Origin of the sequence: Thalassolituus maritimus (genome assembly GCF_900156675.1) — a bacterium.
Lineage (GTDB): Bacteria > Pseudomonadota > Gammaproteobacteria > Pseudomonadales > Oceanobacteraceae > Thalassolituus > Thalassolituus maritimus.
Genome location: NZ_FTOH01000004.1, coordinates 281477 through 296010, shown reverse-complemented (window position 1 = coordinate 296010; position 14534 = coordinate 281477). Strand labels below are relative to the sequence as shown.

The 14534-nt window shown below is 52.5% G+C and carries 15 protein-coding genes and 1 riboswitch; of the genes, 8 read left to right on the top strand and 7 right to left on the bottom strand.

Annotated features, from left to right (window positions below; genetic code table 11):
* Position 1 precedes the first annotated feature (1 nt).
* A complete protein-coding gene (locus BW941_RS08245; protein WP_076515109.1) occupies positions 2 to 1180 on the top strand; it encodes an efflux RND transporter periplasmic adaptor subunit in 1179 nt (392 codons plus the stop codon).
* 6 nt (positions 1181 to 1186) lie between these two features.
* On the top strand, positions 1187 to 4294 hold the full coding sequence (locus tag BW941_RS08240; protein WP_076515108.1) for an efflux RND transporter permease subunit: 3108 nt from the start codon (positions 1187 to 1189) through the stop codon (positions 4292 to 4294).
* On the opposite strand, the gene BW941_RS08235 is transcribed toward BW941_RS08240, so the two are convergent.
* Positions 4284 to 4829: a nucleoside 2-deoxyribosyltransferase gene (locus tag BW941_RS08235; RefSeq protein ID WP_076515107.1), complete on the bottom strand. Its 546-nt coding sequence runs from the start codon at positions 4827 to 4829 to the stop codon at positions 4284 to 4286. The two genes, BW941_RS08240 and BW941_RS08235, sit on opposite strands and share 11 nt — an antisense overlap.
* 72 nt (positions 4830 to 4901) lie before the next feature.
* On the bottom strand, positions 4902 to 5459 hold the full coding sequence (locus tag BW941_RS08230; protein ID WP_076515106.1) for a hypothetical protein: 558 nt from the start codon (positions 5457 to 5459) through the stop codon (positions 4902 to 4904).
* Between the two features lie 114 nt (positions 5460 to 5573).
* On the opposite strand from BW941_RS08230, the gene BW941_RS08225 reads away from it, so the two are divergent.
* From BW941_RS08225 to BW941_RS08205, 5 genes are all read left to right on the top strand, one after another.
* The gene (locus BW941_RS08225; protein ID WP_076515105.1) at positions 5574 to 6791 is read left to right on the top strand and encodes a glycosyltransferase; all 1218 of its coding nucleotides are present in this window, start codon (positions 5574 to 5576) and stop codon (positions 6789 to 6791) included.
* 21 nt (positions 6792 to 6812) lie between these two features.
* A complete protein-coding gene (locus tag BW941_RS08220) occupies positions 6813 to 7127 on the top strand; it encodes a hypothetical protein (RefSeq protein ID WP_068438400.1) in 315 nt (104 codons plus the stop codon).
* 170 nt (positions 7128 to 7297) lie between these two features.
* The gene (locus BW941_RS08215) at positions 7298 to 8410 is read left to right on the top strand and encodes a putative solute-binding protein (RefSeq protein WP_076515104.1); all 1113 of its coding nucleotides are present in this window, start codon (positions 7298 to 7300) and stop codon (positions 8408 to 8410) included.
* Between the two features lie 141 nt (positions 8411 to 8551).
* The gene (locus tag BW941_RS08210; RefSeq protein ID WP_139325794.1) at positions 8552 to 9682 is read left to right on the top strand and encodes a putative solute-binding protein; all 1131 of its coding nucleotides are present in this window, start codon (positions 8552 to 8554) and stop codon (positions 9680 to 9682) included.
* A gap of 23 nt (positions 9683 to 9705) precedes the next feature.
* A complete protein-coding gene (locus tag BW941_RS08205; protein WP_076515103.1) occupies positions 9706 to 10371 on the top strand; it encodes a YoaK family protein in 666 nt (221 codons plus the stop codon).
* Here BW941_RS08205 and BW941_RS08200 read toward each other — a convergent pair.
* The 4 genes from BW941_RS08200 to BW941_RS08185 form a co-directional block, all read right to left on the bottom strand.
* On the bottom strand, positions 10368 to 11570 hold the full coding sequence (locus BW941_RS08200) for a cation:proton antiporter (RefSeq protein WP_076515102.1): 1203 nt from the start codon (positions 11568 to 11570) through the stop codon (positions 10368 to 10370). The two genes, BW941_RS08205 and BW941_RS08200, sit on opposite strands and share 4 nt — an antisense overlap.
* A 16-nt stretch (positions 11571 to 11586) precedes the next feature.
* Entirely contained in the window at positions 11587 to 11910 is a 324-nt protein-coding gene (locus BW941_RS08195; RefSeq protein ID WP_076515101.1) for a hypothetical protein, read from the bottom strand.
* Entirely contained in the window at positions 11894 to 12424 is a 531-nt protein-coding gene (locus BW941_RS08190; protein ID WP_076515100.1) for a hypothetical protein, read from the bottom strand. Before BW941_RS08190 ends, BW941_RS08195 begins: the two co-directional genes overlap by 17 nt.
* Positions 12425 to 12529: 105 nt before the next feature.
* A complete protein-coding gene (locus tag BW941_RS08185) occupies positions 12530 to 13333 on the bottom strand; it encodes a TatD family hydrolase (protein ID WP_076515099.1) in 804 nt (267 codons plus the stop codon).
* 188 nt (positions 13334 to 13521) lie between these two features.
* Here BW941_RS08185 and BW941_RS08180 point away from each other — a divergent pair, with 188 nt between their 5' ends.
* A complete protein-coding gene (locus BW941_RS08180; protein WP_076515098.1) occupies positions 13522 to 13785 on the top strand; it encodes a hypothetical protein in 264 nt (87 codons plus the stop codon).
* Positions 13786 to 13881: 96 nt separating this feature from the next.
* Here the strand turns inward: BW941_RS08180 and BW941_RS08175 are convergent, their stop codons facing one another.
* On the bottom strand, positions 13882 to 14346 hold the full coding sequence (locus tag BW941_RS08175; RefSeq protein ID WP_068435755.1) for a 6,7-dimethyl-8-ribityllumazine synthase: 465 nt from the start codon (positions 14344 to 14346) through the stop codon (positions 13882 to 13884).
* A 2-nt stretch (positions 14347 to 14348) separates the two neighbouring features.
* Positions 14349 to 14475: riboswitch (FMN riboswitch) on the bottom strand.
* Between the last annotated feature and the right edge of the window lie 59 nt (positions 14476 to 14534).

The following is a 14534-nucleotide window of genomic DNA, read 5'->3' as shown; positions in this document are numbered from 1 at the left end:
CATGCGTACATCATTCCGTTTACCAGCAGCTGCGCTGACGGTTTCATTTCTTCTGGCTGCCTGCGGTGAGCAGTCGGGCCAACAGGCCGCCGGTGCTGGGCAGATGCCACCGCCTCAGGCCGGATATGTGGAAGTGACTGCACAGCCGTTTACCCTGGTGAACGAGTTGCCGGGCCGGACAACGCCTTATCAGGTCGCTGAAGTTCGTCCGCAGGTAACAGGCATTATCGAAGAGCGCCTGTTCAAGGAAGGGGATCGGGTAAAGGCGGGTCAGCCTCTATATCAATTGGACGACAAGCTTTACCAGGCAGCACTGGCCAGTGCTGAAGCCGACCTGGCGAATGCGCAAGCGAACCGGGAACTGGCGAAGTTGACCGATGGTCGCTACGACAAGTTGAGTAAGTCTGAAGCTGTCAGCCAACAGGAGCTTGAAGATGCCAACGCTAATCTTGCTGTCAGTGAAGCTCAGGTGGCGGCAGCTCAGGCACGTCTGGATACGGCTCGAATCAATGTTGAATACACTACGATCAAGGCGCCGATTAACGGTCGTATTGGTCGTTCGTCACTGACCGCAGGTGCTCTGGTCACCGCGAATCAGGCAGCAGCGCTGGTGACGATCCGCCAGCTTGACCCAATTTATGTGGACTTAACTCAGTCTTATGAAGAGCTACGCAGCCTGCGCGCGGCAATGGCTAATGGTGAACTGATCACGACCGGTAAAGATCAGGCAACCGTCGAGTTGGCTCTCCCTGACGGTACCGTGTACCCACACAAAGGTACGCTGCAGTTTTCTGAATACGCAGTGGATGAACAGACAGGTACTGTCGCTCTTCGCGCTTTGATTCCAAATCCTGATGGTGCGTTGCTGCCGGGCATGTTTGTTCGTGCGCGTCTGCCTCAGGGCGAGCGTGAAAAAGCCATTGTCGTTCCTCAGAAAGGCATTTCCCGTCAGCCTAACGGCTCTGCAACTGCGCTGGTGATTGGTGAGAACAATATCGTCGAGAAGCGTACGGTGAAAACTGAGCAAGCCGTGGGCGGTAACTGGTTAATCAAGTCTGGCCTGAATGCAGGAGATAAACTAATTGTCGACGGCCTGCAGAAAATTGGCCCTGGGATACCGGTGACGCCAGTAGACGTCAACGCTGAAAAAGCATCTGCACAATCGTCAGCTGAGGGTTGATAATTTATGGCTCGTTTTTTTATTGATCGCCCGATTTTCGCCTGGGTAATCGCCATCATTCTGATGCTGGCGGGTACACTGTCGATCATCAACCTGCCAGTGGAGCAATATCCACAGGTGGCGCCACCCGAAGTTCAGATTACTGCGACTTACCCGGGTGCGTCTTCGAAAGCCGTTGAAAACTCTGTGACGCAGGTGATTGAAGAGCAGATGAACGGTATCGACAATCTGCTTTATATGTCGGCGAGCAGTGACTCATCGGGTAACGCGTCGATCACACTGACCTTTGCTGCTGGGACTGATCCTGACATCGCACAGGTTCAGGTTCAGAATAAACTGCAGATGGCGACGCCACGCCTGCCTCAGGCGGTTCAGCAGCAGGGTGTACGCGTTGCCAAGTCGTCCGATACCTTCCTGATGGTGATTGGTTTCACTTCTGAAGACGGCAGCATGACGCGCTCTGATATCGCAGACTTTATCGGTGCAAATGTTCAGGACTCAATTGCCCGTGTTGAAGGCGTGGGTAATACGCGCTTGTTCGGCTCTCAGTATGCAATGCGTGTCTGGCTGGATCCGAACAAACTGAATGAGTACAGCCTGACGCCTAACGACGTAACCTCTGCGATTCAGGTGCAGAATAATCAGGTGGCTGGTGGTCAGTTAGGTGGTACGCCGGCTGTTGAAGGCCAGCAATTGAATGCGTCGATTGTTGTGCAGACGCTTCTGGAAACGCCAGAAGAGTTTGGGCGGATTCTTCTGAAAGTGACACCTGACGGTTCGCGCGTCACGCTATCTGACGTTGCCCGTATTGAACTCGGTTCTGAGTCGTATGAAATCAGTGGTCGCTTCAACCGTAAGCCAGCGGCCGGTCTAGCCGTCACATTGGCATCCGGTGCGAACGCGCTGGACACGGCAAAACTGGTAAAAGCTCGCCTGGCTGAACTACAGGATTTCTTCCCGGACAGCCTCGAAGTCAGCTATCCGTACGACACTACACCGTTTGTTGAGATCTCTATTACCGAGGTTGTGAAAACACTGTTTGAAGGGATCGCACTGGTCTTCCTGGTGATGTACCTGTTCCTGCAGAACTTCCGTGCGACACTGATCCCGACCATTGCAGTGCCCGTGGTTCTGCTGGGTACCTTTGCGGTTCTTTATGCCTTTGGTTTCTCAGTAAACACCCTGACCATGTTTGGTATGGTGCTGGCGATTGGTCTTCTGGTAGATGACGCCATTGTAGTGGTGGAAAACGTCGAGCGGATCATGGCCGAAGAGGGCCTTGGGCCCGTTGAGGCAACCCGCAAGTCGATGGGTGAAATTACCGGTGCTCTCGTCGGTATTGCCCTGGTGTTGTCTGCGGTATTTATTCCGATGGCCTTCTTCCCTGGTTCGACAGGTGCAATTTATCAGCAATTCTCGATCACTATCGTGTCGGCCATGGTGTTATCGGTGTTGGTGGCACTGATTCTGACGCCGGCACTGTGCGCCACTATGCTCAAACCTCACGACGGTGATCACCAGACCAAAAGTGGTTTCTTCGGCTGGTTTAACCGCACGTTTGAGAAAGCAACGAACGGCTACCGTAATCGCGTTGATAGCACCATCCGTCACTGGGTTCGTTACGTGGTGATGTATGTGCTGATTGTTGGCGTGCTGATCTTTGCCTTTATGCGTCTGCCAAGTGCGTTCTTACCCGAAGAAGATCAGGGCATGTTGATCGCGCTGGTTCAGTTGCCGGTGGGTTCGTCACAGGAGCAGACGATTGAGGTGTTGAAGAAGATTGAAGATCACTTCCTCGATAATGAATCAGATGCTGTGCAGTCAATGTTCGCGGCCGCTGGTTTCAGCTTCTCAGGTCGTGGTCAGAACTCAGGTATCGCCTTTATCCGTCTTAAAGATTGGGATGAGCGTGATCTTGAAAAAGACGGTGTGCAGGCGATTGTTGGCCGAGCATGGGGGGCTTTCTCTCAAATCCGTGAAGCCTTTGTATTCGCGATCAACCCGCCAGCGATTCCTGCACTTGGTGTGGCCAGTGGTTTTAACTTCCAGCTACAGGATCGCAGTGGTATGGGGCACGAAGCGCTGATGGGAGCGACCTATCAGGTACTTGGCCAGGCTAATCAGCATGAGAAAATGAGCCAGGTGCGCTACAGCGGTCTGCCGGATGCGCCACAGTTTGACCTCAAAGTAGATCATCAGAAAGCGCTGGCGATGGGTATCCCAGTCTCTGAAATTAACAGCACCATGGCCGTTGCCTGGGGTTCGAGTTATGTGAATGACTTCCTCGACCGCGGTCAGATCAAGCGTGTGTATGTTCAGGCGGATGCACCTTACCGAATGCTTCCGGATGATATTACGGATTGGTACGTACGCAATACCAGTGGTGAGATGGTACCGTTCTCAAGCTTCTCTGAAGGTAACTGGACCTACGGTGCACAGCAGCTGCAACGCTATAACGGCGTGCCGTCGATAAATATTCAGGGCTCAGCTTCGCCAGGTTTCAGTACCGGTGATGCCATGGCGGCGATGGAAGAAATCGCTGCTCAACTGCCGGACGGGTTTGGTTTCGAGTGGACCGGGCTTTCCTATCAGGAAGCTGAGGCCGGTAACCAGGCGCCGTTACTGTATGCCTTGTCGTTGCTGGTAGTCTTCCTGTGCCTGGCGGCACTTTATGAAAGCTGGTCGATTCCGTTCTCTGTGATGCTGGTTGTGCCTCTGGGTGTTATTGGTGCGGTTGCTGCGGCGAACTTCCGTGGGCTCGGCAATGACGTTTTCTTCCAGGTCGGCCTGCTGACAACCATTGGTCTGTCGTCTAAGAATGCGATTCTGATCGTTGAGTTTGCCAAAGCGCTGGAGGATCAGGGTAAAACACTGCTTCAGGCAACGCTTGATGCCACCCGTATGCGTCTACGTCCGATCCTGATGACATCGATGGCCTTTGGTCTGGGTGTGACACCACTGATGCTCAGCTCCGGCGCGGGTTCAGGTGCACGTCATGCGATTGGTACCGGGGTGTTTGGTGGGGTGGTTGCCGCAACTGTACTGGCGATCTTCTTTATCCCGCTCTTCTATGTTCTGGTGCGCAGAATGTCCGGGGTGAAGCTTAACGGCTGAGTCTGATCAGGACTTCTTCAAAGGCCGCTGTCTCTGTGATGGCGGCCTTTTTTTGTGCTGCGATAAAGTGTCCGCCGCCGGCATGGATACCACCATCAATCATAAGATTGTCGCGCAGGTCGAACTCTTCGATCTTCAGGCCGTCGCGGTCACGGAGTTGACCTTGTGGCTGTTCCGTCCCGCTTCCAAACAGAGCGTTCAGACGGGAGTGGTATAGCTCCGGGTCATTAGTGTAGCCGTGGATTGGTTTACCCATACCGCGGGCAAGGCCAATCTCATAGACGGTGCCGACGTCGGCACTGGCACCACGAAAAGGCGTGAGGTTGGCGATCACCAGATCGCAGGCCTGGATCAGTTGTTCATTTTCATGGCTGATCAGGAACCCGGTTGCCGAGGCCGTTGCGGCCGGTTCAATCTGGGTGTCGAGGGGGAACAGACCGGTAAAACCGTACTGATCGCAGATCTGCTTCTTGCGGGCCCCGAGCTCATCCGCGTCAGGGAAAAAGACTTCCGGGCCCGCAAGGTAGATCTTCATCTTAGTTATCCATATCAAGTGCCTGATAAAGCACTGTGTCAGCCGCTCTTCAGACCTTTAATTCAGGCCATGTCACTCACTGACAAGGCTGATTTTATCGGCCGGAATGTCATTGTAGCTGTAGCCAAGACCCAGCATGTTGAGATAGGTCTCACGTGGCAGCTTGAGTGGATTTGATTCATCGACCCAGGCTATGCCTTTCTTCTCGTAGAGTTCTTTCAACATCATAATGTACGTGTTGGAAGGCTCCAGCAGGATAGCGGTACCGCCGACATCAGGAGTCACTTTTTCAGGCGCCGTCACCTTGAGAACGACAGGCGTCTCTTCTTTGCGGAAATAGAGGTTACGCATGTGGGCTTTACGTGCGGCCCAGAAGTACGCTAACTCTTTGCTTTGCGTGAGGAACACCGGTTCGCTGGTTTCGAATTGGCGGTTGCCGATAGTGCCCAGAGTGCCCTGCTCACGCTGAGCCGTCTCTGTATCGCCGCCGCCTTTCAGGCCGTCTTTGAGAATCGTGTCTACCAGACCAGAGGCCGTGCCGTGATACCAGTCATCACTGGTTGCAAAACCGTTCTCGCTGAGCAGTTGCTCGGCGTCTTTGAGGTAATCAGGAGTGGTAATTTCGCTCATTATTCAACCGTCGGGCAATTAAAAACAGGAGCGGAGTATACCAGCATCCGGGCTGTTTTTGGTCGTCTCCGTGTTAAGACCAAATTGTGCGGTGCAACGCGCTATAATCGCGCCATGAAAACCTTTATTGCTATTGGCTACGTCTGGCCAGAACCCAATTCATCAGCAGCTGGCAGTCGTATGCTGCAGATTCTCTCGCTGATGCGTGCGAGCGGCTACCGTGTGCTGTTTGCCTCTCCCGCCGATGACAGTGATCATGCGGTTAACCTCGCTGCGATGGACATAGAGAAGCATCGTATTGAGCTGAACTCATCGACCTTTGATACCTGGCTGACGGAACAGTCGCCTGATATCGTGATGTTTGATCGCTTTATGATGGAGGAGCAGTTTGGCTGGCGCGTCGAGAAGTTCGCCCCGAAGGCGCTTCGTATACTTGATATGGAAGACGTTCACTGCCTGCGTGATGCTCGACACCGAGCAGTTAAGGCAGGGCGCCCGGCGACTGAGCTGGAGTGGCAGACGGATATGGCCTTCAGGGAAATCGCCTCGCTGCTTCGCTGTGATCTGACGCTCGTCATTTCAGAGTATGAGATGAGCTGGCTGCAGGATAACTTTCCGGTTGATCGATCAAAGATCCTGTACCTGCCGTTTATGCTTAGTCCGTCCGATCGGGAGATCAAAGCATTTAATGAGCGTGAACACTTTGTCGCAATCGGGAATTTTCGCCATGCACCGAACTGGGATGCCGTGCTGCAGTTACGCGAGTTATGGCCGAATATTCGTCGTCAGCTCCGTTCTGCGGAACTTCACGTTTACGGCGCGTACCCGCCAAAGAAAGCAACGCAGCTGGATACCCCAGGCCTTGGTTTCAGAGTAAAAGGCTGGGCACCGTCCGCAGAGGCTGTGATCAGTAACGCCCGAGTGATGCTGGCACCTCTGCGCTTTGGTGCGGGCCTTAAAGGGAAGTTACTGGATGCTGCCACACTGGGGACGCCAGCGGTGACCTCAGGGATTGGCGCAGAAGGTATGTACGGTAGTGAGCCATCGCCAGCTATGGTCGCCGACGAAGCCAGTGAGTTCGTTGAATCGGCGGTTGCACTCTACAGGGATGAATTTCTGTGGTCCGAATACAGTGCAAGGGGGCCGCATCTGGCCATCGGCAGGTTCAATGAGGCCATTCATGGCCAGAATTTACTGACTCGGATTGATGACCTGCTCAATGGCCTCGAAAGACACCGCCAGTGCGACTTTATTGGTGGTATGCTTCGCCACCATAGCCTCAAGAGCACCCAGTATATGGCGCAGTGGATAGAGGCGAAGAACCGTCACTAAGTAAGCAGTCTGGAGGGCCAGATGCAGTTGTCATACAAAGCGTTGATCAGCCTCTGGACATCAGCCCTCCTGTTGATTTCTCCTTTCCTGTTTATTGTCTTTGCAACTTCATTGGCAGAGTTTCTGGGGTGTGACCTGATATCCTCGGTCGGAGGCGTCTGCCATCTGGGGGACGTGAATATTGCTGATCTTCTCTACGGGCTGTCAATGTTGGGCTGGACCCTACTGGTGGGCGTACCGATAGGCTTGATTCTGGCGCCAACCTGCTGCATCTGGTGGTTACACTGCATGCGTAAAGAACGCAGCCGCCGCCCTTACCGGGCGACTCATATCTGAGTACTGGTTAATTTTTACAGACAGGTGTAAAGTATCTCGTGTTCGTCGATGTATGGGGTTATTCCGACGACAAACACCCGGCAGATGCTGTGCCCGGTGTGACAACAAAAATAACCGGCACTGCCTAGGTAACGCGGTCGCCGAGAATAAAATAAGAACAGGAACAAACTATGAAGCGTTTTATCGCCACAGCCGTATGTGCTGTTTCGACTCTGGTTTCGGCGTCGGCCATCGCTGCCGATACTGAGGCCCTCAGAATCAAAGCCATGGACCCTAAGGTCGCTAAAGCTGAGCGTGTTGAAGCGATCAAGGCCATGTATCCCGATATGCTGAATGAAGATGGTTCGATTCCATCGCGCCGTATCTGTGTGTGGGATATTGCGGGTAAAAATGGCCCTATCTACAATGCCGCAGTCGATCAGGCTGCTCAATTGATGGAATGGGGCGTTACCGTTGAACTGGATGCTTACACCAGCGAATCTGTTCTGACTGAAGAACTCAAAGCGGGCATGTGTGATGCGGCACTGTTTACTGGCTTACGCGCACGTCTGTTTAACCGCTACACAGGCACCATTGATGCGATCGGTGCGGTGCCAAGCCGTGATCACATGAAGCTGCTGATGCAGGCGATTACCAGCCCTAAAAACTCTGAGCGCATGCTGGATGGCCAATACGTCGTGATGGGTTATGCGCCAATGGGGGCAGCCTACATCTTCGTGAATGACCGTAAGATTAATACGCTGGCAAAAGCGGCAGGTAAGCGTGTAGCCGTTCTTGATTACGATCTGGTGCAGGCTGAAATGGTATCGCAGATCGGTGCTAACCCGGTGCCAACGGCACTCGTGAACGCGGGTACTAAGTTCAATAACAAAATTGTCGACGTACTCGCTGCGCCACTGGCTGCGTATCAGATCATGGAGCTCTACAAAGGGCTGGGGGATAACGGCGGTATCGTCGATTATCCGTTCTCACAGATCACTCTGCAGCTCGTCGGGCGTGCTGATAAATTCCCGAATGAGCTGGCGCAGTTAGTGCGCGAAGATTTCCTGACGCGTTTCGATAAAATCGAAAAATTGGTTAAAGCACAGGAAGGTGAGATTCCGGAACAGTACTGGATTAATATTCCTGACGACGATAAAGCGGAATATCAGGTCATGATGCAGGAAGCCCGTATCCAGCTGCGCGAGCGTGAATACTATGATGCCGATATGCTGAAGCTGCAGCGTAAGGTTCGCTGTAAGTTCGAGCCAGGGCACTTTGAATGTGCCAACCCAGTAGAATAAGCCGGTAGAGTAAGAGAACATCACCGGTGATTGAAATAAATACCCAGCAATGCTGGGTATTTTTTTGCCCATACTATTGGGCAGCGCTCTCATTGTGATCTCACTTTGAGGCCTGAAAACTACACATTTTAAGAGGTCATTATGAGTAACCTGAAGCGCTCTATTGCTGTTTTTCTGTTAGCCATACCAACGATTTTAATGGCGGCTGAACCATCTGTTTCAGCAGAGCGACGGGACGAGCTCAGAGTCATCGCAATGGACTCGAATGCAGACCTGATGGAGCGCATAAAAGCGCTGCGCGAAATGTATCGGCACATGCTCAACGATGATGGCAGTGTCCCGGCGCGTAGCGTCTGCATCTGGGACCCAATTGGTAAAAATGGCCCTATCTATGCTGCCGCGCAGGATCAGGTAACCCGGTTGCTGGAGTGGGATATTCATGTTGATCTCAGGGTGTACACGAATGAAGCCGTACTGGTAGAGGACTTCAAAGCAGACCAGTGTGATGCAGCCTTAATGACGGGCATGCGGGCGCGCAGTTTTAATAAATATACAGGGACTCTGGATGCCATCGGTGCACTACCTGAGACCGCGCAGATGAAATTACTGTTCCAAGCGATAACTCAGCCAAAAAATGCAGAAAAAATGGTCAGTGGCCAGTATGTTGTCATGGGGTATGCACCAGCGGGGGCGGCCTATATTTTTGTTAATGACCGATCCATAACGTCACTTAATAAAGCTGCGGGTAAGCGTGTTGCTGTGATGGACTACGACCCGATTCAGGCAGAAATGATTCAGAATATCGGTGCCAACCCGGTACCGGTCAGTATCGTGAGTGCAGGGCCTAAATTTAACAATGGTGCGGTGGATGTGCTTCCGGCTCCGCTTGGAGCATACCATATTCTCGAGCTACACAAGGGGATAGGTGAGACTGGTGGCATCATTAATTATCCGTTTACTCAGCTGACCGTACAGATGATCGGTAAGGTAGATCGCATTCCTAATGAGGTTGCGCAGCTGGTCAGAGAAGAATTTATCGCCAATTTTGATCGTATTATTAATCAGATTAATCGCGCGACGGGAGAAATCCCTGAAAAATTATGGATTGAGATTCCCGAGGATGAGAAAGCGGGATACCAGACCATGATGCAGCAGGCCCGGATAGCACTCAGGGAACATGATTATTACGACCCTGAAATGCTGACATTGCAACGCAAAGTGCGCTGTCGCTTTCATCCCGATCACTTTGAGTGCGCAAATCCGATAGAATAAAACGCTCGACAGGAGCAGGCAGAATGATTCGTCAACTTCCCGTCTGGGTTCTGGCGGGCAGTGTGATGCTGGCGCTGAACGCAGGCTTTATCAATAGCGTCGCTTTACTTTCTTTCGCGAATAATGCGGTTTCTCATGTAACAGGGACGGCGACCATTGCAGCGGATGCGCTGGTGTCAGGGCGGTCTGAAGTTTTATTCCATACAGCGAGCATACTTCTCAGCTTCGTAATTGGAGCCATTATCAGCGGCATCATCGTTGGTAATGAGGCGCTGCAACTCGGCCGCCGTTACGGTCTGGCGTTGACCATTGAAGCCTTTCTTCTGTTTTTTGCCTGGTACGCTTTCCGTACTGACCATATGTCGGCGGAGTGGCTGGCGTCAGCGGCGTGTGGGTTGCAGAATGCTATGGTAGCGACCTATAGCGGCTCAGTCATTCGTACAACCCACCTGACCGGCATCGTGTCTGATATAGGTTCTGCGCTCGGGAATTTCTTTGCAGGGCGTGGTCTGCTCAGGCAACAGTTGCTACTGCAATTGTCTATTTTTCTTGCCTTTATCCTGGGGGCTGCGGCGGGCACTCTCGGTTTTCAGCAACTAGGTTACGATGCTGTACTGATTAACGGTATCTGGGTTGCCCTGGTGTCTGTTGGATACGCGGTGGTGCTGTTGCGGAGTGCCCGTACTTAGCGTTTGAGCCATCGGACCCACAGAGGCACCGACATCCCGTGTACAAAAATACTGAGCATAACCGTCGTGACTACCGTAGGGAAAAGCAGCTGATACCCGGGTAGCTGCTCTGCAAAACCCAACTGCTCAATCACCATTAACAGGTACAGGATACTGGCGATTCCGCGAGGACCAAACCATCCCAGAAACAGCTTTTCTTTGATATCAAGCCCTGTCCCAGTCAGGGCTAATACGACTGGAATGATGCGTATCAGGGTGAGACTGAGGAGTGCGTAAATGACCGTTTCAAGGGTGATCTGTGGCAGCGCATCGGGCACGTAAATAAGACCGAACAGGAAGAACATGACCAGTGTTAATAACTGGCCCTCCGCTTCTCCGAATTCTTTGAGACGGGTAACAACCATAGTGCGCCCTGCGTGTAGGAAAAGTCCGGCCATAAATACGGCAATAAACCCGTTTCCGCCTGTGTGTTCAGCGCCGGTGTAGGTTACCAGAGCAAGTGCGACAGAGGATAACCGCTGAAATACCGGATCCATCCAATCATGCCTTCCGGCTTGCTCAAGCAGGTATCCACCAAAGTAGCCCACGGCAATACCTGTTAAGGCCCCAAGTGCAATCTGCTGAAACAGAAAATTACCCCAGTACCATGGATCTACGGTGCTGAGGTCACCGGCACTGGCAATGGCAATAATCAAAAGGAGGAAAGGAAGAGCAAGGCCATCGTTCAGGCCGCTTTCAACTGTGATTGAATGACGGAGTTTTTCTTTGATGGCCGATGCTGAGAATACGCTCTGGGCAAGCGCCGCATCGGTAGGGGCCAGAATCACACCGATCATAATCGCGACCTGCCAATACCCTGGATACAGTAAGAAAGCGACGGCGGCGCCTGCCAGCATGGTTAGAGGCAGACCAATGCCGAGAAGCCGTATCGGAAGATTCTCGAACTTTACCAGGTGCGATCTCTGAACCTGACTGGCGTCGGTGAAAAGTATCAGGGCCAGGGTCAACTCAGCGATGATTTTGAGTGCACTGCTTTCTATTGCAGGCGCGCTCCAATCAAGCAGGACAGGGCCACAGGCTACCCCAAGCAGCAGAAACAGCATGGGGGCTGTCAGTGCGAGCCGTTCGATACGCTGAGATATAAGTCCGAATGTGAGTAGGCCTGCCGCAAGAATCAGCAGGAGAGGGTCGTTACTCATTTAATGTTTCCTGAGGTCAGTCTTCCCAGACAACCCGTAAAGGTTCACCGAAGTCGTCGTATATGACTTTCTTTTTTGGGCCGGACGAGCGTTTTTCTGTGGTTTTCTTCTGGGGTTTGCGTCGGGCATCACGGCGTTCATCAATAGCGCGCAGAACGTCAGACACTGGGGTACGTTCCTGTCGTTTTTCAAACGACATGGCCTGTTCGTTGTAGCGGCCATCAACCAGGCCACTCTCTCCGCGTTCAAATTCGTGGACTTCACCACCATCGCTCAGGTATCGCTCGATATCCTGTTTCAGGCTGTCACGAATCTCTTGCTTACTAGCTCGTTTTTTCATTCTTCGCTTGAACCGCTGCTCGTATCCCAAGGGTGATGGCCATCAGCAGATAGCCCAATGCCATGGACCATTTAATGGTAGCGCAGATTGCTGCGATGGTAACAGCAGGGTCAGTGGGAATGGCTGTTTCAAACAGCAGTGGCTCGTGAATACTGTTCTCGATGACATCCATCAACGAAGGAATAACACCGAAAATAATCAGAAGATTCCAGCGCCCACCCAAGTCATTCTTCTTAAGTAACCAGGCCGTCAGGGTCACAATCAGGCCGCCATACCAGAGAGGGTGGATATGATCGTAAGTGAAATGCGCCTGAAGACCGGCTTGTTGTACGGCACTGATCGACGCTAACAGTTCCCTGAAGCTGGCCGCATCGTAAGTAAACTGGAATGCGAACAGAAGATGCGATGCATTTGCACTGTGTAAGGTTGATGCAATAGTGGCTTGCGAAATGATGTAGATGGTTGCAAAAGCCAACGCAAGCCATCCGCGGCCGAACCAGTTCTGTAGTGTCATTCCCTGTTCCTGAGTCTGTCGTCAGTGAGTTAATCGCTCAGAATGACGACAGGTCAGACAGTTTGCAAGGATTGCCGCTCTACTTGTTGCGGGAGCTGGTGCCTATCAGTTAAAGAAGGTACGTAACGAATTATCGTAAGAAGCGCTGAGAACTTCTTCAACAGAGAGATCTTTTACCTCGGCGATTTTCTCTGCAATAAACGGCAGATACTTCGGCGCATTCTCGGTTCCGCGGTATGGAACTGGAGTCAGAAACGGCGAATCCGTTTCCAGTAACAGACGCTCAATCGGGGTGGCGGCAACGACTTCTCGCACGTTCTCAGCTTTGTTAAAGGTCACAATCCCATTTATGCCCAAACAGAAGCCCAGCTCAACCGCCAACTGGGCCAGCTCCATGCCACTGGTGAAGCTGTGAACCACGCCTTTGCGTTTCATCTTTGGGGCGTATTCACGCAGTAGCGCCATGGTGTCGTCGTCGGCTTCACGCGTGTGAATGACGACTGGCAGGCCGGTATCGACAGCGATCTGAAGCTGCTCAGCAAAGACCTTACGCTGCACGGCACGGTCGCTGTTGTCGTAAAAATAGTCGAGGCCAATTTCACCTATGGCGACAATCTTCTCGCGTTGACAATGCTCACGAACAAAGCTGCCAGTTTCTTCGGTGTACTTTTCCGCATCATGCGGGTGCACTCCTAGTGTGCCATAAACGTCGTGGTGCTCTTCTGTTAAAGCCAGTACTTGCCCCATGTTCTCTGGCGCGACAGCGATTGTCATAAAGCGCTCGACACCGATATCACGACCCTGCTGCAGGATGTCTGATGCCGGTTGTTCCTTCAGATAGTCCAGATGAAAGTGCGTTTCAATGATGGGCTGCTGATAGTTGGGGATATCTCTGCGTTTTTTGGCCATGTCGAATGTGATAAAAAGTCATGAATGGGATAAAGTGCAAATAAGCAACGACCCTTGGATATTGGTCATTATGTGATCGACGTCATTATACGGGCCGAAAGGCGAGTATGACAGTTCAGTGTGACGGGCAGAAATCGGGATAGCCGCTATGGTTAAAAGAACGAGCCCCACACGCGAAGGTATGAACAGTGAGTAGTCATTCAGAACCTCAGATAGAGCATCACCTGAAGCACTTATGTGCCAACCTGGTACGTAATCTGTGTGGACCGCGTCGTTTTTCGGCGAACGATGCTTCCATTGAAGCACGTCACTCCGAAGCAACCGGCACAACAGTCGACAACATCCCCCAAGCCCACTCGCATTCTGAGACTGATCTCCGCGATGTGTGTGACGATATTGCCAGCGAGTGCCAGCGAATCCGGCGCTTTCAGACTGTGCTGGGTCACCGTTGAATCATCGGCGTTTGTGGTTCATTAATGGTAAGAAAAGATGTTGAGTGAGCTGTTTGATTAGCGTCACTCAACGTACCCGAACAAACGAGTGTTTCTTCAGGCGATCGCTGCCTTAGCGCGCAGAGAGCCATCGGCGGCATTGGCCAATTCCTGACCTTTCACCACGAAGTGGCGAGTGTAGTATTGCTTGTGCTCGTCGTGCTCGTGGAAGTTATGCGGTGTCAGCACTGCGGTCAGTACCGGTACTTCTGTCTCCAGTTGCACTTGCATCAGTCCCTGACAGACGGCATTGGCCACGAAGTCATGGCGATATATGCCACCATCTACCACTAATGCGCTGCAGGCAACGGCATCGTAGCGGCCGGTTTTCGCCAGAAGCTTGGCTTGCAGTGGGATTTCATAAGCGCCGGGAACGGCGATGACATCAATGTTATCGGTGTTGTAACCGCGTTCTGCCAGACCTTCACGGAAACCGTCCAGGCATTTCAGAACAATGTCGGTATGCCAGCTGGCATGGATAAAGGCAAAGCGGGCTTTGCTTGGGTCAAACGTAGTACTCATATCGTCTCTCTCTCATATCCGGACTGTGACCGTCGGCTCTGGAGTTTCACCAGATCTGCTGACCCTGTTTAACAGGCGCTCGCGGGCTATACCGCCGGTGGGGAATTGCACCCCGCCCCGAGAATGGTTGTTTCCCCTTTGCAGGGGGCGGCCAATATAGGCGTATGGGCCGCTCAGGTCAAAGGACG

Coding starts and splice junctions, on each gene's coding strand:
- BW941_RS08245 (WP_076515109.1), top strand. CDS start 2: ATGCGTACATCATTCCGTTTACCAGCAGCTGCGCTGACGGTTTCATTT.
- BW941_RS08240 (WP_076515108.1), top strand. CDS start 1,187: ATGGCTCGTTTTTTTATTGATCGCCCGATTTTCGCCTGGGTAATCGCC.
- BW941_RS08235 (WP_076515107.1), bottom strand. CDS start 4,829: ATGAAGATCTACCTTGCGGGCCCGGAAGTCTTTTTCCCTGACGCGGAT.
- BW941_RS08230 (WP_076515106.1), bottom strand. CDS start 5,459: ATGAGCGAAATTACCACTCCTGATTACCTCAAAGACGCCGAGCAACTG.
- BW941_RS08225 (WP_076515105.1), top strand. CDS start 5,574: ATGAAAACCTTTATTGCTATTGGCTACGTCTGGCCAGAACCCAATTCA.
- BW941_RS08220 (WP_068438400.1), top strand. CDS start 6,813: ATGCAGTTGTCATACAAAGCGTTGATCAGCCTCTGGACATCAGCCCTC.
- BW941_RS08215 (WP_076515104.1), top strand. CDS start 7,298: ATGAAGCGTTTTATCGCCACAGCCGTATGTGCTGTTTCGACTCTGGTT.
- BW941_RS08210 (WP_139325794.1), top strand. CDS start 8,552: ATGAGTAACCTGAAGCGCTCTATTGCTGTTTTTCTGTTAGCCATACCA.
- BW941_RS08205 (WP_076515103.1), top strand. CDS start 9,706: ATGATTCGTCAACTTCCCGTCTGGGTTCTGGCGGGCAGTGTGATGCTG.
- BW941_RS08200 (WP_076515102.1), bottom strand. CDS start 11,570: ATGAGTAACGACCCTCTCCTGCTGATTCTTGCGGCAGGCCTACTCACA.
- BW941_RS08195 (WP_076515101.1), bottom strand. CDS start 11,910: ATGAAAAAACGAGCTAGTAAGCAAGAGATTCGTGACAGCCTGAAACAG.
- BW941_RS08190 (WP_076515100.1), bottom strand. CDS start 12,424: ATGACACTACAGAACTGGTTCGGCCGCGGATGGCTTGCGTTGGCTTTT.
- BW941_RS08185 (WP_076515099.1), bottom strand. CDS start 13,333: ATGGCCAAAAAACGCAGAGATATCCCCAACTATCAGCAGCCCATCATT.
- BW941_RS08175 (WP_068435755.1), bottom strand. CDS start 14,346: ATGAGTACTACGTTTGACCCAAGCAAAGCCCGCTTTGCCTTTATCCAT.